General features: G+C 72.8%; 14 protein-coding genes. 7 read left to right on the top strand and 7 right to left on the bottom strand.

The window, feature by feature from the left end; all coding sequences use genetic code 11:
- Positions 1-7 precede the first annotated feature (7 nt).
- The 3 genes from KIK05_RS48735 to speB all read right to left on the bottom strand — a co-directional run bounded on the left by KIK05_RS48735 (position 8) and on the right by speB (position 6,880).
- The gene (locus KIK05_RS48735) at positions 8-4,210 is read right to left on the bottom strand and encodes a LamG-like jellyroll fold domain-containing protein (protein WP_214409288.1); all 4,203 of its coding nucleotides are present in this window, start codon (positions 4,208-4,210) and stop codon (positions 8-10) included.
- A gap of 158 nt (positions 4,211-4,368) precedes the next feature.
- A complete protein-coding gene (locus KIK05_RS04800) occupies positions 4,369-5,883 on the bottom strand; it encodes a purine-cytosine permease family protein (RefSeq protein ID WP_250562203.1) in 1,515 nt (504 codons plus the stop codon).
- A gap of 34 nt (positions 5,884-5,917) precedes the next feature.
- A complete protein-coding gene (gene speB / locus KIK05_RS04795) occupies positions 5,918-6,880 on the bottom strand; it encodes an agmatinase (protein WP_214409287.1) in 963 nt (320 codons plus the stop codon).
- 171 nt (positions 6,881-7,051) lie between these two features.
- Here speB and KIK05_RS04790 point away from each other — a divergent pair, with 171 nt between their 5' ends.
- Positions 7,052-8,503 carry a PucR family transcriptional regulator gene (locus KIK05_RS04790; protein ID WP_308249749.1) on the top strand — a complete coding sequence of 484 codons (1,452 nt, stop codon included), beginning with the start codon at positions 7,052-7,054 and terminating at the stop codon, positions 8,501-8,503.
- Positions 8,504-8,517: 14 nt separating this feature from the next.
- Here the strand turns inward: KIK05_RS04790 and KIK05_RS04785 are convergent, their stop codons facing one another.
- Positions 8,518-10,536, bottom strand: a complete 2,019-nt coding sequence (locus tag KIK05_RS04785) for an ATP-binding SpoIIE family protein phosphatase (protein WP_214409285.1) — start codon at positions 10,534-10,536, stop codon at positions 8,518-8,520.
- A gap of 182 nt (positions 10,537-10,718) precedes the next feature.
- Positions 10,719-12,038 (bottom strand): aminotransferase class I/II-fold pyridoxal phosphate-dependent enzyme, encoded by a 1,320-nt coding sequence (locus KIK05_RS04780; RefSeq protein WP_214409284.1) that lies wholly within the window; start codon positions 12,036-12,038, stop codon positions 10,719-10,721.
- 55 nt (positions 12,039-12,093) lie between these two features.
- Between KIK05_RS04780 and KIK05_RS04775 the strand changes: the two genes are divergently transcribed.
- The 5 genes from KIK05_RS04775 (at position 12,094) to KIK05_RS04755 (ending at position 17,028) form a co-directional block, all read left to right on the top strand.
- Positions 12,094-13,365, top strand: a complete 1,272-nt coding sequence (locus KIK05_RS04775) for an MFS transporter (protein ID WP_214409283.1) — start codon at positions 12,094-12,096, stop codon at positions 13,363-13,365.
- Positions 13,366-13,941: 576 nt separating this feature from the next.
- Positions 13,942-14,109: a hypothetical protein gene (locus KIK05_RS04770; protein WP_214409282.1), complete on the top strand. Its 168-nt coding sequence runs from the start codon at positions 13,942-13,944 to the stop codon at positions 14,107-14,109.
- A gap of 68 nt (positions 14,110-14,177) precedes the next feature.
- A complete protein-coding gene (locus KIK05_RS04765; RefSeq protein ID WP_214409281.1) occupies positions 14,178-14,720 on the top strand; it encodes a peroxiredoxin family protein in 543 nt (180 codons plus the stop codon).
- Entirely contained in the window at positions 14,717-16,549 is a 1,833-nt protein-coding gene (locus tag KIK05_RS04760; RefSeq protein ID WP_214409280.1) for an ABC transporter ATP-binding protein, read from the top strand. Before KIK05_RS04765 ends, KIK05_RS04760 begins: the two co-directional genes overlap by 4 nt.
- Positions 16,546-17,028, top strand: coding sequence for a peptidase S26 family protein (locus tag KIK05_RS04755; protein WP_214409279.1), 483 nt, complete (start codon positions 16,546-16,548; stop codon positions 17,026-17,028). Before KIK05_RS04760 ends, KIK05_RS04755 begins: the two co-directional genes overlap by 4 nt.
- Here the strand turns inward: KIK05_RS04755 and KIK05_RS04750 are convergent.
- Both KIK05_RS04750 and KIK05_RS04745 read right to left on the bottom strand, forming a co-directional pair.
- On the bottom strand, positions 17,012-18,058 hold the full coding sequence (locus tag KIK05_RS04750; protein WP_214409278.1) for a hypothetical protein: 1,047 nt from the start codon (positions 18,056-18,058) through the stop codon (positions 17,012-17,014). The genes KIK05_RS04755 and KIK05_RS04750 overlap by 17 nt on opposite strands.
- Before the next feature lie 309 nt (positions 18,059-18,367).
- The gene (locus KIK05_RS04745; protein ID WP_214409277.1) at positions 18,368-18,631 is read right to left on the bottom strand and encodes a hypothetical protein; all 264 of its coding nucleotides are present in this window, start codon (positions 18,629-18,631) and stop codon (positions 18,368-18,370) included.
- Here KIK05_RS04745 and KIK05_RS47940 point away from each other — a divergent pair.
- Positions 18,621-19,325, top strand: a complete 705-nt coding sequence (locus KIK05_RS47940) for a lytic transglycosylase domain-containing protein (protein WP_214409276.1) — start codon at positions 18,621-18,623, stop codon at positions 19,323-19,325. The two genes, KIK05_RS04745 and KIK05_RS47940, sit on opposite strands and share 11 nt — an antisense overlap.
- Positions 19,326-19,333 lie beyond the last annotated feature (8 nt).

Below are 19,333 nucleotides of genomic sequence, written 5' to 3'. Positions count from 1 at the left end.
TCCACGGCTAGAGCTCGTCGATCTCGGTCGGGTTGGCCAGGTAGGCGACCTCTTCCTCGGTGGCCGCGCCGCGCAGCACCCAGACGTCGTCCAGTTGGCCGCGCCAGTTCTGGCCCGCGGGATAGGCGCCGCCGGTCCTGGCCCGGCCGAGTTGCAGCGAGGTGATGGGGGCGAACACCCGGGTGTTCTCGCGGTAGGACACCGTCGGCGCCTCGGCGGCGTCCTCCCGCACGCCGTTGACGTACAGGGTGATCCGGCTGTTGAAGCCGTCGTAGACGACCGCGAGGTGGTCCCAGTCGCCGAAGCTCCCCTGGTGGAAGCCGGAGTGGTCCACGGTGGCGGTGGTCGCGCCGGCTCCGTCCGCGCTGGGCACGTCCAGCACGTAGTGGCCCTTGGTCGCGTCGTAGCGGACGGCCACGGCGCTGTTGGTGGCGCCGGCGAGGCCGAGGACGGTCATCGACCTCGTCGGGGTCCCCGCCGTCTGCACCCAGGCGGACACCGTGAAGCTCTCGGCGCTGTCGATCACCGCGCCGTCGGCCGTGGCGTAGTCGCCGTCGCCGCCGGGGAGGTCGAGCGCGCCGGCCGCCTGCCCGTCGGGCGGGGTGACGACGGCGTTGGCCGTGATCTTCGCGGCCCCGGCGAGCACGAGCGGGTGCTTCACGGCGACCGGCGCGGAGTCCGGGCTGGTCGCCGGGGTGCCGGCCGCGGCGTTGAGCCGCCATCGGCCGAAGACGTCGGACTTGACGGCGAACAGGTCCTGCGCCTCCTCGGCCGACAGCACCCGGTCGTAGACCCGCACGTCGTCGATCGCGCCGGTGACCTGGTCGACCGGGGTGCCGTTCCACTTGGACCGGCCGATCTGCAGCCCGCCTCCGGCCTGCCACACCGGCGGCAGGCTGTTGGTGCCGCTCTCGACGCCGTTGACGTAGATCCGCAGTTTCCCGGCCACGACGTCCTGGACGCCGACCAGGTGGGTCCACTGGCCGAGCACGGCGGTGGAGGCGGAGTACGCCGTGAGGGTGGCCGGGGCGGTGACGTCGCCCGCCGCCCGCATGAACGCCCACTTCTTGTTGGCGGCCCGGTACTTCAGGTAGAAGCCGCTCTGGTTGACGCCTTCCTGGCTGACGATCGTCATGTCCGTGGTGGTGGTCGTGGGCAGCTTCACCCAGGCGGCGACCGCGAAGTTCCCGGTCGTGTCGAGCACCGGCCCGGCGGTGGAGGCGTACGCGCCGGGGCCGGTGAGCTGCATGGCGGTTCCGCTCTGCCCGGGGACGCCGAGGGTGACGTCGCCCTGCGTGGTGGCGGTGATGGGGCCGCCGCCCTCGCCGTAGACCCGCTCGTTGCCCGCCGGCTCCTCCAGCCGCCAGTGCGCGGTCAGCCTGCGGCCGTCCGGCGTGGTGCCGGCGGCCAGGCTCGCCGCGTCGTCGTCGGACAGGGCCTCGGCGAACACCTTGACCTCGTCGACGTCGCCCGGCCAGTTGTTGGCGTACCCGCCGTCGAACAGGCTCCGCCCGATCTGGAAGGCGCCTCTGGCGTCCAGCACGGAGGCGACCGGGGTCTCGGCGGCCTTGACGCCGTTGACGTACAGCCGGAGCGCCTTGGCGGAGGCGTCGTACACGCCGGTCAGATGGGTCCAGGTGTTCAGCTCCGGTGGGGTGGGCGCGATCGCCCCGGTCCACGGGCCGCTGCCGCCCTTGACGTCGTTGGCCGGGGTCTTGAACACCCACGAAGCGGGGGCGGGGTTCACCCCGAGCTGGAAGCCGCTCTGGGTGGAGGCGTCCTGCGCCAGGACGTTGTAGAAGGCGTCGTTCTTGCGCAGCCGGACCCAGGCCGACACCGTGAAGCCCTTGGTGGTGTCGACGACGGGCAGGTCGGTGGCGGCGTAGCCACCGGCGTACCCGTCGAGGGTGAGGCCCTTGCCGACCTTGCCCTCCGCGCCCAGGGTGGCCCCGGCGCCGGACCTGGCGGGGATCCCCGCGGTCTCACCGGTCAGCGAGGTGGAGCCGGCGGGCTCGTCCAGCTTCCAGCGCGCCCGCTCCGGGGCTCCCTCGCTCACCCAGAAGCGGTGGTCGCCGACCGAGAAGTTCCCGGCCGCGTCCCACACGGTGACGTACAGGGTGTTGACCCCGGCGTGGGCCGGGACCGCCTGGATCGTCTGCGAGGCGGCCGTCCGGTTGACGGCGGAGGCCGGCGCGGGGGCGGTGTCGAGCGCGTAGGCGAACTTGGTCACCTCGGGGTCGAAGGTGATCGTGAACGAGCCGTAGCGGCCCACGCCGTCCCGCGCGGTCACGTCCGGGTCGTCGGGGTTCAGCTGCGGGTACTCCCACGAGGTCACCGCCGGGGTGCGCGGCGCGGTGGGGTCGTACCTCAGATAGCAGCTGGTGGCGGACCCCGCCCAGCTCCACGGGCTCCACGCCGCGCCGTCGTAGGAGCGCACCTGGTAGTCGAAGTCGGTGTTGGCCGGGATCAGTCCCGCGGGGACCTGCACCGAGAACGACGACTTGTGCGAGCCCTTGGCCGACTGCTTCTTGGGGGTGGTCGTGTCCCACCGGTGCTCGGTGCCGGAGGTGTCCTTCCACGTCACCAGGAACTCGGCGGTGAGCTTCTCCCCCTCGGCGCCGCTGTTGTCGGGGTCGGTGAGGTTGTCGGCGTACAGCATCGGCAGCCGGTTCACCGGCACGGTGTGGCCGTAGGCGGGGCAGGGGCCGCCGGGGCTGGAGTGCAGCTGGCTCATCTTCGGCTGCGGCGGCGGGCTGTTGTAGTAGACGCGCAGGGTCGCGTTGTGGTCGAACCGCTTCCAGCCGTACTCGTCGTCCTCGTGCCCGGCGCGCAGGCCGAACGTCGTGCTCGACCAGCCCTTCTTGGCGGCCTCCTTGACGGCCGACTCCACGTTGAAGATCACGTCACCCGCCGGGCAGCTGCTCGAGTGGCCCTTTGCGACGTCGCGGTAGGTGAGGTAGTCGGCCCAGTTGTCGGAGGTGGAGCTCCAGGTGGAGCTCTTGCCGAAGGCGGTGGTCCGGTAGATGTGCACCGAGCGCCCGTCGCAGGACGGCGCCCAGGTCTCCTTGACGGAGAACTCCGCCGAGATGATCTGCTTGCCGGCGAAACGGCTGGTCGGCATGCGGTAGAACAGCCGTTTGACGTGGGAGCTGCCGCAGTAGGCGCCGGCCGGCGGCAGGCTGATGGGACAGCGGCCCATGCCCTCGTCGCCGGTGAAGTTGTACTGCTCCCAGCCTCCGCTGGAGACCATCAGCCTGGCGGACTCGCCCGGCGAGTACCACATCGGGTCGATGTAGATCGGGAACTTCGCGTCGGGGGAGGTGAGCAGCCCCTGATCCGGCTCCAGCGACATGCGGCCGGCCTGGGCGCTCATCTTCATCACCGCGACGCGGGAGGTGTCACCCGGCGCGGCGGCGGAGGCCCTGCGCAGCCCGTCGTCCCCGACGAGCGCCGCCCTGGCCTCCGCGCCGGCGGGGCCGCTGGAGTCCCACATCTTCGGCGGTGGCGCGCTGAAGACCTCCGCGCCCGTCACCGGGTCGACCGCCGTCTGGTCGCCCCGCTCGTCCGCGCTCAGGCGCAGGTCGGGCGCCGAGAGCCCGAACTGGAGCTTGGCCAGGCGGGGATCGCGCGCGGCCTCCGGGGTCTTCACGACCAGCACGTGCGAGGCGCCGTCGGCGGTGGCCCGGACGCGCAGGTCGACGTCCGGGCCGAGCACGCCCCGGTACACGGCGGTGTCGCCCTCGAGGTCTGGGGCGGGCAGGCGGCCGGGCCACGACAGGGACATCCGGCGGCCTGCCCGGGTCATCGACAACATGGGGGCGTCGCCGCCGCCGGAGAGCCGGAGGTCCACGGTGGTGGCCGCCGGCACCACCGTCCCGTCGGCCTCTCTCCGCAGCGTGGTGTCGATGCCGACCCACTTGCCGTCTTTCAGGGTGCGGACCGGTTCGAGGTGCTCGACCGCGACGAATCCGCCCTGCGGCTGGGCCTGCACCTCCCGCGTCTCGCCTCGCAGGCCGAGGACCTCCACCGGCCGGCCCGACTCGCGGGCGGCCCGCGCCGCCTCCGTCTCGGTGACCTGCGGCTCGGGCTCGGCCGCCCGTGCGGCCCGCGCCTCCCGGCCGGGAACCGCTCCCCAGGAAGGGGCGGCGAGACCCGACAAGGTCATCGCCGCCATCGCCGTGACCGCCGTCACGGTCCAACGAGCTTTCACACCGCGCTCCCACCGGATCCTCGTCGACGTCGGCCGGCAGACCGTCGCTGGCGGCCGGGATCAACAGTGACCGGGGGCGGTAGATAGCGTGTTCAGGTCCGGTAGATGTCGTGTAGATGCCGAGTCCGGCACCGGGGCGGGGCCGGTGCCGGCGGTGGTCAGGCGGCCGTGATCTCGGCCACCGGCGTGTCCCGGGCGGGGACCAGGCGCGGCCCGGCGGGGCCGAAGACCGCGCGGGGCTCGGGGAAGACGAACAGCAGCACCACGTACAGCGCGGCCGACACCGCGAGGGTCGCGACCAGGCTCAGGTCGACGCCGCCCGCGACGTCGCGCCAGGGGCCGGCGATCAGCGGGGTGTTCGCCATCATCAGCCCCACGGCCGTGGCGGGCACCCAGGCGACCATGCCGCGCCAGTTGACGCCGCCGGTGAACCAGTAGGCGCCGCCCTTCTGGCCCCGGTTGAACACCTGGATGTCGTCGGAGAGGTAGAAGCCGCGGCGGACGAAGTAGCCGATCATCATGATGGCCATCCACGGCGAGGTGCACAGCACGATCAGCGTGGCGAAGGCGTTGATGCTGGCGACCATGTCGAAGACGAAGTTGCCGAGGAAGATGAAGGCCACCGACAGGGTGCCGATGAGCGCGGTGGCCTGGACCCGGCTGAGCTTGGGGAAGATCGAGGAGAAGTCCAGCCCGGTGCCGTACAGCGAGGTGGTGCCCGTGGAGAGCCCGCCGATGAGCGCGATCGCGATGAGCGGCACGGCGTACCAGAGGGGCGACATGGCGGCCAGCCCGCTCACGTAGTCGCCCGCGTCGGCGACCAGGGTGGCGGTGGCGGCGCCGAACAGGAACGGCAGCAGGGTGGCCACCTGGGCGAGGAACGGGGCGGCCATCAGCCGGCCCGGGCTGTAGCGGTCGGGGATGTACCGGGACCAGTCGCCGAGGAAGGCGCCGAAGGAGACGGGGTTGGCGAGCACGGTGAGCGCGGCGAGCACCCAGGTCGGCCAGAAGCCGCCGAGCGCGTACTGGCCGGTGCCGGGGTAGGACGCGTCGAAGGAGCCGCCGAAGGCGACCACGCCGAGCAGCATGATGGCCGTGCCCGCCACGACGGCGATCTTGTTGATCAGCAGCATGAACTGGTAGCCGTACAGGCACACCACCAGGACCGCGACGGCGATCAGCCCGTAGGCGGCGGCCCGCAGCACGTTCCCGCCGTCCGCGCCGAACAGCCGCCGCGCGGCGCCCACGATCGCGTCGCCGCTCACCCACACGGAGATCGAGAAGAACGCGATGGCGGTCAGCAGGGACAGGAACGACCCGACACAGCGCCCGACGACGCCGAAGTGGGCGCCGGAGGAGACGGCGTTGTTGGTGCGGTTGATCGGCCCGAACAGCGCCATGGGCATGAGGATCAGCGCGCCGGCCACGACGCCCGTCACGATCGCCCAGGTGGCGGCCCAGAAGCCGAGGCCGAAGGCGATGGGCAGCGTGCCGAGGATGATCGTGGCGAAGGTGTTGGCGCCGCCGAAGACCAGCCGGAACAGGTCCAGCGGCCGGGAGGTCTGCTCCTCGGCGGGGATGGGGGCGACGCCGTAGGGCTCGACCGTGGTGACCTTCGCCCGTCCGGGCGGCCCGGCGGCCTCGGACGTGACGTTCAGGGAGATTTCGGACAACGGGGCTCCCAGGGGGTGAGGAGAGGACGGCGAGTCAGGACTCGGGGGCGTGCGCCCCGTGTCCGAGGGCGAGCAGGCTGACCAGGTCGTAGGCGACGTGCGAGGCGGCGACCGAGGTGATCTCGGCGTGGTCGTACGCGGGCGCGACCTCGACCACGTCGGCGCCGACGAGGTTCGCCCCGGCCAGACCCCGAAGGATCTCCAGCAGTTCCCTGCTGGTCAGGCCGCCCGCCTCGGGGGTGCCCGTGCCGGGGGCGTGGGCGGGGTCCAGTACGTCGATGTCGACCGAGACGTACAGCGGGCGGTCGCCGATGCGCTGCCGGAGCGCGTCGGTGACCTCGGTCACCCCTCTGCGCAGGACGTCGCCGGAGGTGACGATCCCGAAGCCGAGACGGCGGTCCTCCTGCAGGTCCTTCTTCCCGTACAGGGGGCCGCGGGTGCCCACGTGGCTGAGCGCCTCGGTGTCGAGGATGCCCTCCTCCACCGCGCGCCGGAACGGGGTGCCATGGGTGTATTCGGCGCCGAAGTAGGTGTCCCAGGTGTCGAGGTGGGCGTCGAAGTGGAGCACCGCCAGGGGGCCGTGCCGCTTGGACAGGGCGCGCAGCAGCGGCAGGGCGATGGTGTGGTCGCCGCCGATGGTCACCGGCCGGGCGCCGCCGGAGACCAGCTCGCCGGCGGAGTGCTCGATCGTCTCGATGGCCTCGCGGATGTCGAAGGGGTTGCAGGCGATGTCGCCGGCGTCGGCGACCTGCAGCGCCGCGAACGGGGAGACGTCCAGCCCGGGATGGTAGGGCCGCAGCAGGCGGCTGGCCTCGCGGACCGCCGCCGGGCCGAACCTCGCCCCCGGCCGGTACGACACGCCGCCGTCGAAGGGCACGCCCAGCACCGCGACGTCGCAACGGTCCACCTCGTCCAGCCGCGGCAGGCGGGCGAAGGTGGCGGGGCCCGCGAAGCGCGGGATCCGGGACGAGTCCACCGGTCCCCGGGGTCCGGTCATCGGGAGGGTCCTTTCGCTGGGGTACGGCCGCCGGCCGGGCGTCCGTCCTGATCCACCCGGCCCGGGGCGTCCGAACGGGTCACTCGGCCCTGAGCTGGGGCTTCGCCACAGTCTGCGGGGTCGGCACGGCCGGGGCAATTGGTGGTGACACGAACCCGTAGGGTGTGTCTTGTGGACGGCCACAAGTTGACGGTCGAAGACCTTCTCTCCTTTCCCGCGCTCCAGCTGCGCCTGCTGACCGGCGAGCGGGGGCTGCAGCGTTCGGTGTCGTGGGCGCACGTCAGCGAGCTGGAGGACCCCACGCCCTGGCTGCTCGGCGCCGAAATGATCATGACCGCGGGGCTCGCCGTGCCGAGGTCGGCGGCCGGCCAGCGGGCGTACCTCGAACGGCTCGACGACGCCGGGGTCAGCGCGCTCGCGCTGTCCGCCCAGCTGCACGTCCCCCCGCTGCACCGGACGTTCCTGGCCACCGCGCGCGAGCGCGGGATGCCCGTGCTGGAGGTGCCTCTGGCCGTTCCGTTCGTCGCCATCGCCCAGGAGGTGGCCGCCGCCGTCCAGGAGGACGCCCGTCACCGGCTGGGCGCCCAGTTGCAGGTGTTCGGCGCGCTGCGCTGGCTCGCCACCGAGAACCTCGACACCGCCACCCTGTTCCGCCGCCTGGAACGCCTGTCCGGCTACGACATCCGCCTGTGCACCCCGCGGGGACGCCCGCTGCTGCCCGGGGTGCCCACGCCCGATCCGGCCGTCATCCCCGCCTCGGTGGAGGCCCCGCCGACCATCCCCGGCGGGTTCGCGCTGCCGGTGCCGGCCCCCGGCGGCCCGGCCGGGTTCCTGATCGCCTTCGAGAGGGAGGGCGCGCGTCCCGCCGGGCTCGCCGTGGTCCAGCACATCGCCACCGTCGCCGCCCTCCAGGTGGCCATGTTCCGATCCGAGCGCGAGACGCTGCGCCGTGAGGGCGCCGAGACCCTCGCCGAGCTCCTGCAGGACGTGCTCGACCCGGCGGCGGCCCAGCGCCGGCTGCTGCGGCACTCCATCCAGGGTGAGACGGCCCTGCTGGTGGTCAGGGGCGTCACCGAGGAGGCGCTGCTGCGCTGCCTGGCCGACCGGCCGTACCTGCTGCTCGGCCGCGGCGAGGACCGCTACGTGCTCGGGTCCCCGGAGCTGGGGGCGGCGGTGGCGGGCATGCCGGGGGTGGCGGCGGGCATGAGCCGCCCCTTCGTCCCCGGAGCGCCCCTGCGGGTCGCGCAGCGCGAGGCCCTGTGGGCGGTGTCCCACGCCGCCGCGTCCGGGCGGTCCCTGGTGCGGTACGGCGACGACGCGACCGGCAGGTGGATGCCCGACGACCCGGCCGCGCTGGCGGCCCTGGTCGAGCACGTGCTCGGGGAGGTGCTCGGGTACGACAGGGCCCACGGCTCCCGGCTCCTGCCGTCGGTGCGCGCCTGGATGGAGCGGGACCGCCGCATGGAGGAGGCGGCGGCGGCGCTGCACGTCCACCCCAACACCCTGGCCTACCGGCTGCGCCGCTTCGCCGAGATCACCGGGCGCGACCTGTCGTCCAGCGAGGCCTTCGCCGAGGTCTGGCTCGCCGTCCGCGCGGCCGGGCAGCTGGGCATGATCGACTGAACGGGCGCCGGTCCTCAGCCGGTCACGGGCAGGGGCTGCTCGGTCCAGATGCACTTGCCCGTGGGGGTGTAGCGGGTGCCCCACCGCTGCGAGAGGGCCGCCACCAGTTGCAGGCCCCGGCCGCCCTCGTCGGTCTCGCTGGTGCGGCGCAGGCGGGGGGTGGTGGAGCTGCCGTCGGAGACCTCGCAGGTCAGCACGTCGCTGCGCAGCAGGCGGAGCTGGATGGGGCCCTTGGCGTGGCGGACGACGTTGCCGACCAGCTCGCTGGCCAGCAGCTCGGTGGTCGTCGACAGGTCGTAGAGCTCCCAGGTCGCCAGCTGGTCCCTGATGAGCTCACGGGCCTCGCCGGCGGCCCTGGCGTTCTCCGGCAGCTGCCAGACGGCGACGTCACGGGGCGAGAGCGGATGGACGAGGGCGACCAGCAGGGCGGCGTCGTCGCTGGTGTACCGGCCGGGCAGGAGGGCTCCGGTGAGGGCGTCGCACAGCAGCTCCAGGCGGGCGTCGCCGCCCTCCTCCGCGACGGCCTGCTCCTCGTCGCGGTCCGGTCCCTCGGCCTCGGCGAGCGCGTGGGCGAGTTCGGCCAGGCCCTGGTCGATGTCGGGCGTGACCGACTTCACCAGCCCGTCGGTGTACAGCACCAGCAGGCTGCCGTCCGTCAGGTCCAGCTCGGTGACGTCGAACGGCGGGGTGGCCGCGCCGAGCGGCGGGTTCGGCTCGGCGGCGGGGAAGTGGACGGTGCCGTCGGGACGGACGACGGCGAACGGCGGATGCCCGGCGCGGGCGAAGGCGCAGGTGTTCGAGGCGGGGTCGTACACGATGTACAGGCAGGTGGCGTAGAAGTCCTCGCCCAGGTCGCTGACCGTGTCGTTGAGGTGGGTGAGCAGCTCGTCGGGCGGCATCTCGAGGTCGGCGAGGGTGTGGACGGCCGTCCGCAGGCGCCCCATCGTGACGGCCTCGGCCACGCCGTGCCCCATCACGTCCCCGATCACCAGGGCGACGCGGCCCGAGGACAGCGGGATGACGTCGTACCAGTCGCCGCCCACCTCCATGTCCTTGCCGGCGGGCAGGTACCGGGCGGCGGCGGTGAGGGCGGGCAGCACGGGCAGACCTCGGGGAAGCAGGCCACGCTGGAGGGCCTGGGCCCGTATGTGCTCGGCGTCGTACAGGCGGGCGCGTTCGAAGGCCTGGGCCATCAGCCCGCTGATGGCGGTGAGCAGGATGCGTTCCTCGGAGGTGAACCGCCGGGGCAGCGCGAACGAGATGACGCAGCTGCCGATGTCGTGCCCGGAGGCGATCAGCGGCAGGAACGCCCAGCTCTTCTTGTTGCCCAGCCGCGAGATGTACGCGAGGTTGGGGTAGAGCTCGACGAACCGTTGCGGCGAACCGATGAAGATCGGGGTGCGGGTCCGCAGGACTTCGGCGAACGGGGCTTCGTCGCCGAACGTCCGGAGGGGCAGGACGTCCATGAACTTCTTGTCGTATCCCACCACGCCCGACTTCAGCAGCCGCCCGCCGACGACGAACGAGACGATCAGCCCGGTGGCGCCGACCGCCGGCAGCACGTGCTCGGCGACGGCGTCCACGACGTTCTGCACGGTGAGCGCGTCGGCCAGCGCCATGGTGAGCTCGCGGACCCCCGTGGTGCGGTCCGGTGGCCGCTGGTCGAAGGCCAGGTGTTCGGCCTGCCGCCCCCGCCGGTCGGTGACGTCGGAGACGTACACCGTCAGGCAGGTGCCCGCGTGTCCGATCCTGATGCGGTACCAGCGCTGCTCGGACGGCCATCTGACGTCGACGTCGACCGGCAGGCCGTCCTTCTCGGCCTGCTCGTGCACGGCCTTCAGGTCGACCCCGCACACCGGGGCGAGGACGTCCCACAGCGGGCGCCCGAGCAGCCGGCGCCAGGAGCCGAGGAGGCGCCGGGCCTCCCCGTTGGCGAAGATGATCCGGCGATGGGAGTCGGCGAGGAGGAATCCGTCGCTCATCCGGCGCAGCGCATAGAGGATCGATCCCTCGCCGATGCCGATTCGCCGCATCACTCCCCTTCTCCTCCTCGCTCGGCCCGGCGGCCCGGACGAGGCGCGGAACCCGCAGGATCACCCAAATCGGTGACGTCAACACCAAAACTTCGAAAGAACGGCTAATTCACGACATACATACCCAAAACGGACGAGCGTCACGCCTCCCCGCATGCTCCCGGCGCTGGCGGCGGAGATCGTCATCCACCGTAGGTGGCCTCCGACTCGCCCAGCGCGGCGGCGAAGTCCGCGGCCAGCAGCCGGGCGTCCGGCGGTGGCAGCGTGGCGACGCTGATCCGCACCCCGGGCCCGGAGGCGATCCGGAACCGCGCTCCGGCGGCGACCCACCAGCCACGCGTGCGCAGCCCGTTGACCACGGCCGACTCGTCCGGCACCGGGACCCAGACGTTCATCCCGCTCGCCCCGTGGGACGCGATCCCCCGTCCGGCGAGCTCGCCGATCAGCGCCCGGCGCCGCTCCTCGTACGCCCCGCGGGCCCGCCCCACCAGCGCCCTGGTCCCGGGGTCGGTCAGCAGCCCCAGCACCGCCTCCTGGAGCAGGTGGCTGACCCAGCCCGAGGTGAGCAGCATCCGCCCGTCGTGCCGGGCCAGCGTGATCGGGTCGCACGCGGCGGCGGCCCAGCGCAGGTCCATTCCCAGGTACTTCGTCACCGTGCGGATGTGCGCCCAGCGGGGCGGGCCGCCGAGGCTGAGCGAGTTGAGCGGCGCCCCGGCCACCTCCGCGGCATGGTCGTTCTCGATCAGGAGCGTCTCGGGCGCCCCGCGCAGCACCTCGGCCAGGGCGTCACGGCGCGCGGCCGAGAAGCACCCGCCGTACGGGTTCTGCGCCCGGGGGCTGCACACCACGGCCCGCACCCCGGCCCGCAGCGCCGCGCGCAGCGCCTCCGGGCGCATCCCCTCGTCGTCCACCTCGACCGGGACGGTGCGCAGCCCGAGCGTGGTGACCAGGTCGAGCATGTGGTGGTAGCCGGGATCCTCCATGGCGACCGCGTCGCCGGGCCGCAGCTCGACCGAGAGCAGCCGTCCGATCATGTCGAGGGCGCCGTGCGCGAAGGTCACCTGCCCGGCCGGCACGCCGTCCGCCCCGAGCCATTCGCGGACGGCCTCCTCCAGACGGGGCAGCCGGGGCCGCCGGCGGTGCGACCGGGCGCCGGCGGACAGGTGCAGGGGCGGCAGCGTGCCGGGCAGGAACGCCGGATCGGGATGCCCGCCCGCCAGGTCGCGCAACCCTTCGGGCACCCTGGGCGGCCGCCGCGAGGCCACGGCGGGGGCGGGCGCCACGACCGTGCCGCCCCGGCCGCGAGTGACGACGACGCCGCGCTGCCGCAGTTCCTTGTAGGCGGTCGCCACCGTGCCGGGACTGACCCGTAGCTCGTCGGCCAGCGCGCGCACCGGAGGCAGCGACGTGCCGGGCTCCAGCGCGCCCGCGGCCACGGCCCGCTCCACGGACGCCGCGATCTCCTTTGCCGACGCCCCACTGATCCCATATTGTATTGCCACGTACCTAATTATGTATTAGTACAAACTTGCCGCACAAGTGACTCGGGGTAAAAACATGATCTGGAGCAGGGCCGCACTCGCCGCACGCATCCCCGGAGGCCCCGACGGCCGCCGCATGCTCTGGATCTCCCTGGTCGACCGCGTGGGCAGCGGACTCTGGGCGGCCACCTCGGTCCTGTACTTCACCTACGTCTGCCGGCTCACCGTCGGCCAGGTGGGCACCCTCGCCGCCGTCGCCGGGCTCGTCGGCGTCGCCGGGGCACCCATCGGAGGCCGCCTCGCCGACCGCCTGCCGCTCACGCGGCTGCTCGTGGCGTTCCAGCTCCTGCGCGCCGGCGCCTCTCTCGGCCTGCTCGCCGCCCGCGCCGACGTCGCGCTGCTCGTGGCCTTCTCCGCCGCGGCCGCCTTCGGGGACCGCGCCGGGAACATCCTCACCCGGCTGTACGCCTCGCGCGTCGCCGGGCCCGAACGTGTCCGCTACCAGGCGATCAACCGCTCGGCCGCCAACGCGGGGTGGGCGCTGGGCGGCCTCGGCGCGGCGGCCGCCCTCGCCGTCCCCTCGGCCTCGGTCTACGAGTTCCTGCTCCTCGGCGACGCCGCCTCGTTCCTCGTCGTCGCCGTCATCACCTTCCGCTGCGGCGAGCCCGCCGCGCCCGCGACCCAGGCCGGCACCGGCGAGGCCGCCGCGACGGCCTCCCCCTGGCGCGACCGCTCCTACCTGGCCTACGTCGCCACCGAGACGGTCCTCTACTGCCACGACGCGGTGTTCAACATAGGCCTGCCTCTCTGGGCCGTCCACGGCACCACGGCCCCGCACGGCCTGGTCCCCCTCCTGCTGGTGGTGAACAACGTGATGGTGGTCGGCCTGCAGGTGCCCCTCGCGCGACTCGGCGCCACGACCCGCGCGGCCCGCGCCCTGCTGATCCGCCTCGCCCTCGTCTTCGTCGCCGCCGGTCTCGTCACGGCCGCCGCGGCGACGGGCGGGCCCGTGCCCGCGAGCGTGTCCCTGGTCGCCGCGGCCGTCGCCTTCACCTTCGCCGAAATGCTCCACGCCACCGTCTCCTGGGAGCTGTCGATCGCCCTGGCCCCCGAGCACGCGCAGGGGGCCTACCTCGGGGTGCACGGCCTGGCCCAGGCGGCGCAGCGGACCCTCGGACCGCTCGCGGTCACCGCGGCCATCGCCACCGGTCCCGCCGGCTGGTCGGTGTTCGGCGCGTTCGTCGCGGGGGCCTGCCTGGCGCAGCACCGCCTGGTGCGCGGCGGCGTCGCCCGCCGGACGGCCGCGGGCCAGCAGGTGGAGGCCGCCGCCGCCACGCCGACCGGCTGACGGCCGGACGGCGCCGTCGGCACGGAACCCGACGCGCCGGTCACTCACCGTGCGGTGGGCCGCTTGCGTGGACGCAAGCATCCGTGACGCGGGATCTTGGGACGCGTCAGTGTGTCTGTCGTGTGAGCAGGGAGCCTGCCGGTTTCACCTCCGCGCCGGACGTCCCTCCCACACGACCGCAGAGCGAATTCCCGATTACGGTCCGACACGGGAGACGGGGGGTTGTCGTTGTCAGGGAACCACCACGCGCGTGGCGGGGAGCGCTGGACTCCCGCCCTCGCCGGGCGACCGTCAGCCCTGCCCTCGGCCCAGGGGATTCGCCGCGTCCCGGGCGATCGGCGGCCTCCGGCCGCGTTCGCCGGAAACCCCGGCCGCCGATCCCGTCCACGGACTCGCACTCCGTGCACGGAGGCGACGCCATGCGCACGAAAGGGGGTCTCTTCCGCCGTACCGGACCGCAGGGCATCAACCGGGAGTCATCCCGGACCACGAACCGGCCACGAGGCCGTATTGCCGCAGCGTACTCGATGATGCCCCGGTCTGTTTCCGATAACGCACCGTAAAAGGAGAAAAACCGTGAGCCGTCTCATCGACCGCATGATCGACCGGATCGCCCCGAAGGCTTCCGCCTCGGCCTGCTCCGGCAACTACTTCTGCAACGCCGCGGGCCACCCGGGCTACTGGTACCGCTTCTGCTGCGTGCAGACCGGCTGCGAGTGGACCAAGGTCCGTAGCTCCTGCTGATCTGTTCCTGAGCACCACACCGGGCGGCGGCGTCAAGCCGCCGCCCGGCCGTTCGTTCGGAGGGAAGAATGCCCTACCTTGTCACCGCCGTGATCCTGCTCGGCGTGCTGTGCGTGCTGAACCTGCTGCTCACGATGGGGATCCTGCGTCGCATGCGGGCCGAGGCCGGCCAGGCGGGCCGCCATTCACAGTCGTTGTTCACCCTCGGGCCCGGCTCGCCCCTCGGAGAGTTCAGCGCGGACACCACCGACGGCGAGACGGTGACCGACGGCACGCTCACCGGGCTGGTCGGATTCTTCTCCGCCGGCTGCGAGGCCTGCCACGACCTGCTGCCGCGCTTCGTCGAGGGCGCCCGGGAGCGGGGCCGCGAGAACGTGCTGGCGGTGGTCGGCGGCGACGACGAGGAGACGGTGCGGGCCCTCACGCCGGTGGCCCGGGTCGTCGTGGCGGAGCTCGACGGCGGACCCGTGGCCCGCGCGTTCCAGAACGTCTGGACTCCGGCGCTGTACTTCATCGGGGACGACCACAAGGTCGCCGCCACCGGAGCCCGGATGGAGGAGCTGCCGCTTCACGACCCGCGGGACCGCGTCGCGGGCAAGGCCCGGCGATGAGCGAAGACCCGCCGGGGAAGCGGGTCACGGGCGCGCGCGAGCTGCGGGCCGCCGGCGCCCAGGCGGGCTCGCTCATCTGGCGGTCCGCGCCGGCGTACGTCACCTGGCTGGTCCTGCTGACCCTGGCCTCGGCCGCGGCGCCCGTCGCCACCGCGTGGCTGACCAAGCTGGTGATCGACCGCCTGACCGATCCGCACGGCGAGGTCGCCGGGCTGGCGGCGGGCCTCATCGTCATGGGCCTGGCCACCGCCGCTCTTCCGGTGACCCACCAGTACGTCAGGGCCGAGATCGGGCGCGCGGCCCGGCTGGCCGGCACCGACAGGCTGTTCGCCGCCTCCGAACGGCAGGTGGGCCTGCGCAACTTCGAGGACCCCGCCTTCCAGGACCGGCTCCGGCTGGCGCAGGAGGCCACCGCCCGCGTCGCCGAGCTGGTGGACGGCCTCGGCGGCGCCCTCGGCGGCGCGCTGTCCCTCATCGGGTTCGTCGGGTCCATGCTGGTCCTCAGCCCGGCGATGACGGCCCTCGTGCTCCTGGCCGCCGTCCCCGCCCTGGCCGCCGAGCTCTACCTCTCCCGCCGCCGCTCGAGCATGGAATGGAGCATCGAGCAGTACCACAGGCGGGAGTTCTTCTACAGTCAGCTGCTCACCGGGGTCTCCGCGGCCACCGAGATCCGCCTGTTCGGCATCGGCGCGTTCCTGCGCGCCCGCATGATGAACGAACGACGCTCGGCGGACGCGGAGACCCGCCGGATGGACCTGCGGGAGCTGCGCGCGCAAGGAGGGCTGACGGTCCTGAGCGCCGCGGTGGCGGGCGCCGGCCTGTGGTGGGCGATCACCGCGGCCAGGCGCGGCGACCTCAGCGTCGGTGACGTCTCGATGTTCCTCGCGGCCGTCATCGGCGTGCAGTCGGCGCTGATGGCCCTGACCTCGGCGATCTCCGGCGGGCAGGCGCGGCTGCTGGCGTTCGCCCACTACGTCGCCGTCGTCACGGCCGCGCCCGACCTCCCCCGCGTCGAAGGGGAATCGCGCCTGGCGTTGCGGCAGGGCGTCGAACTGCGCGACGTGTGGTTCCGCTACAGCGACGACCACCCGTGGGTGCTGCGCGGGGTCGACCTGACCATCCCCGCGGGTCAGGCCGTCGCGCTCGTCGGCCTCAACGGCGCGGGCAAGAGCACGCTGGTCAAACTGCTGTGCCGGATGTACGACCCCACACGGGGGAGCATCCTGTGGGACGGGGTGGACCTGCGGGACATCTCCCCGGAGACGCTGCGGCGCAGGATCAGCGCGGTGTTCCAGGACCACATGAACTACGACATGACGGCCGGCGAGAACATCGCCCTCGGCGACCTGACCGCTCTGGACGACCAGGGGCGCCAGAAGGAGGCGGCCACGCGGGCGGGCATCCACGACAAACTCACCGGCCTGCCCCGCGGGTACGACACGCCGCTCACCCGCCTGTTCATGATGGGGTCGGACAAGGACGATCCGGTGACCGGCGTCGTCCTCTCCGGCGGGCAGTGGCAGCGCCTCGCGCTGGCCCGGGCGTTCGTGCGCAGCGGCAGCGCCCTGATGATCCTCGACGAGCCCAGCTCCGGCCTCGACCCCGAGGCCGAGCACGAGATCCACACCCGCATGCGGGAGTACCGCGCGGGTGCCACCAGCCTGCTCATCTCCCACCGGCTCAGCGCCGTCCGGGAGGCCGACCGGATCGCCGTGCTGGAGGACGGCCGGATCACCGAGCACGGGTCGCACGACGACCTGCTCGCCGCCGGCGGCGGGTACGCCCGGCTCTTCCGCCTGCAGGCCGAGGGATACCAGGAGGCGCTGTGACGCTCGTCCTGCCGGCCGCCGGAACACTGCTGGCCGCCGGCCTGCTGGTCCTGTCGATCCGGCGCAGGTACCTGGTCACCACGGTCGACGGCACCAGCATGGAGCCGGCGCTGCTGTCGGGCGACCGGGTGCTGGTGCGCCGGACGAAACGGGTGCGCGCCGGCCAGATCGTGCTGTTCCGGTTCCCGGAACTGCCCAGTGGCCAGGGGCCCGCGACCGTGCGGGAGCGGCAGCTTCTGCTCAAGCGGGCCGTCGCCGTACCCGGCGACCGGGTGCCCGACGACTGGGAGACGCCGGACGTCGAGGGGATGGCGGGCACGGTGGTGCCGCCCCGCTCACTGGTCGTGCTGGGCGACAACCGCGAGACCAGCTGGGACTCCCGCCACTACGGCCTGGTGCCCCGCGAGCTGTTCGTCGGGGTCGTGGTCCGGCGGCTGTCCCGGCGGGCGCCGTCCGAGACGGTCACCCCGTCCCCTTGAGCCGCTTCACCAGCGCGGCGCAGGCCTCCCGGATCCGCTTGTCACGGGAGTCCGCCCCGCGCCGCTCCACCGCCGCCAGGAGATCGGCGGCCCTCGACCCGAACGCGGGATCGCGCTGCAGCGCCAGCGGGAGGTAGGTCGACACCAGGTAGTGGAAGTAGGCGTCGTTGTAGCTCTCGATCTCCCGCAGGACCTCCACCGCCGTGTTCACCAGGGACAGCGAGCCGGGCAGGCTGAAGTCGGAGCTGATACGGCCGTCACGGGTGTAGGTGGGGAACGACCACTCCTCAAGGGCCGTGTACACCGGCGTCGACTCCAGCTCGCGGCGGTACCTCTCCGCCAGGTCCAGGTCGTCGCAGGCGATGAGCAGCCCCATCGCCAGGCCCCTCATCATGAACGCCTTCCGGCGCCCGAGGATCCGAGGGGCGGATTCCACGACCAGCGCGCCGGTCACCTTGGCGACCTGGTGCGTGAGGATGTTGAGGGCGAGGATCGAGTGGAACGAGTAGGACTTGCCGTTCAGTCTCGGCACCAGCTCGACCGAGGAGTCGACGAGTTTGTAGGGGTCCTTCAGCAGGCCGTGGCCCCGTCTGGTGGAGTACAGCGTTTCGAGGGCCCGGTCCTGTTCGCGCCCCCAGAACCTCGCGAGGTAGGAGGAGACCTTGTGCGCCGCCTCGTTCCGCACGATGTGCAGCGCGGCCTCCAGCGCGTTCAGCAGGTGCTGCCTGGCCACCGGCGAGCTCTCAAGGGCCGCCACGTCGACGGTCAGCCCTTCGGCGTCCAGTTCGGCCACCAGCGTGTCGCGCCGGCGGCTTATCGAGTGCTCTATGGAATACTCGGCGATCCCCGGCACCGCCGACATCAGGCTCTGCAGCGACCGGCCGCTGATGCGGTCGAGCCAGCAGGTGTTGTCCCACAGTCGGGATACCGTGCTCTCGTCGAGCCCGGATAACAGGGCTACATCGGACATGTTCAGCCCGATGTGCTTGGTGATCTCGAAGAGAGACTTCGGCTTGTGGCCCGTGGTCATGACTCTCTCTAGGAGGCGGTGCTTGATGGCACCTTGATCGTATCGGGCGGCCCGATACGCCGTGAGCCACTCGCCGCAAATGATCGGCGGAGCGACAGAAAGGGTAGGTTGGGTGGTCATGGAGGAGACCCAGGGGACCACTCACCGTTCGACCGTCACCACGCCACACCCGCGAACCCCCACCGGCGCCCCTCCCGGCTCCGCTCGCACCACTTCGGCATCCGACGATCCCGGGCACACCGCCGCGACGCCCGCCGCTTCCACGATCTCCGGCGTCGGGGCGCCTCCCGACTCCGCTCGCACACCTCCTCACCGTTCCGGGCGCAGGGCCTCGGTGATGGGTGTTCTGGCCGTGGCCGTTCTCGCGGCCTGCGGAAGCCCGGGCGGGACCTCCGGGACGGCGGCGCCGTCCTCGTCCGTCCCGTCCTCCTCCCCCGCCGCGACCTCCTCCCCGCCGCCCTCGCCTGCCTCGCCCGGGGCGACGAAGCTGAAACCGGCCGCCGCCCTCCCCTCCCCCGACCAGCCGGTCCCGAGCACCCCCTCCGAGCTGGCGGAGACCCTGGTGAAGACCACCCGGGAGCTGCACGACGCCGTCGACGCGTGGGTGAAGGACGGCGACCCCGCGCGGGGCCGCCCGCCGGAGCCGGTGGTGCTGCTGGCGCTCTACCAGCAGCGCGTCTACCGCTTCGCCGCCCGCCATCCCGACGTCGCCTCCCGCGCCTACGCCCGGATGCCCGCGGCGCTCGCCCGCGAGGCCCGCGACAACGTCGAGGCCATCCACGGCCTGATCGCGCTGGCCCGCCCGATCAAGGGCTCGGCGCCGTTCCACGTGCAGAACCCCCGGCCCGCGGGCGTCCTGCTCGGGTACTTCAAGGCGGCCGAGCGCCGGTTCGGCGTGAAGTGGGAGGTCCTGGCCGCGGTCATGTTCGCCGAGACGAAGTTCGGCCGCGTGAAGTCGGCGAGCTACGCGGGCGCGCAGGGCCCCATGCAGTTCATGCCGGCCACCTGGAAGGCCTACGGCATGGGCGGCGACATCGACGACCCGCGCGACGCCATCATGGCCGCCGCCAACTACCTGCACGCCTCCGGCGCCCCCCGCGACGACGCGCGGGCGCTGAACGCCTACAACCACTCGCAGGCGTACGTGAACGCGGTCCTGGCGCACGCCCGCCAGATGAAACGGGACAAGCGCAACTACTACGCCTACTACAACTGGCAGGTCTACGTCATCACGACCACCGGCGACCGCCGCCTCACCGGCCCCTGAACCCCTCG

The sequence above is a fragment of the Sphaerisporangium fuscum genome, from assembly GCF_018531465.1.
Taxonomy (GTDB): domain Bacteria; phylum Actinomycetota; class Actinomycetes; order Streptosporangiales; family Streptosporangiaceae; genus Sphaerisporangium; species Sphaerisporangium fuscum.
Note: the sequence above shows the minus strand (reverse complement) of the source record. Positions and strands in the feature narration are given on the sequence as shown.

Excerpts from the sequence above, each read along its gene's own strand:
- speB (WP_214409287.1), bottom strand. The coding sequence starts at position 6,880 with ATGACCGGACCCCGGGGACCGGTGGACTCGTCCCGGATCCCGCGCTTC.
- KIK05_RS04785 (WP_214409285.1), bottom strand. The coding sequence starts at position 10,536 with ATGCGGCGAATCGGCATCGGCGAGGGATCGATCCTCTATGCGCTGCGC.
- KIK05_RS04775 (WP_214409283.1), top strand. The coding sequence starts at position 12,094 with ATGATCTGGAGCAGGGCCGCACTCGCCGCACGCATCCCCGGAGGCCCC.
- KIK05_RS04765 (WP_214409281.1), top strand. The coding sequence starts at position 14,178 with ATGCCCTACCTTGTCACCGCCGTGATCCTGCTCGGCGTGCTGTGCGTG.
- KIK05_RS04760 (WP_214409280.1), top strand. The coding sequence starts at position 14,717 with ATGAGCGAAGACCCGCCGGGGAAGCGGGTCACGGGCGCGCGCGAGCTG.
- KIK05_RS04750 (WP_214409278.1), bottom strand. The coding sequence starts at position 18,058 with ATGACCACGGGCCACAAGCCGAAGTCTCTCTTCGAGATCACCAAGCAC.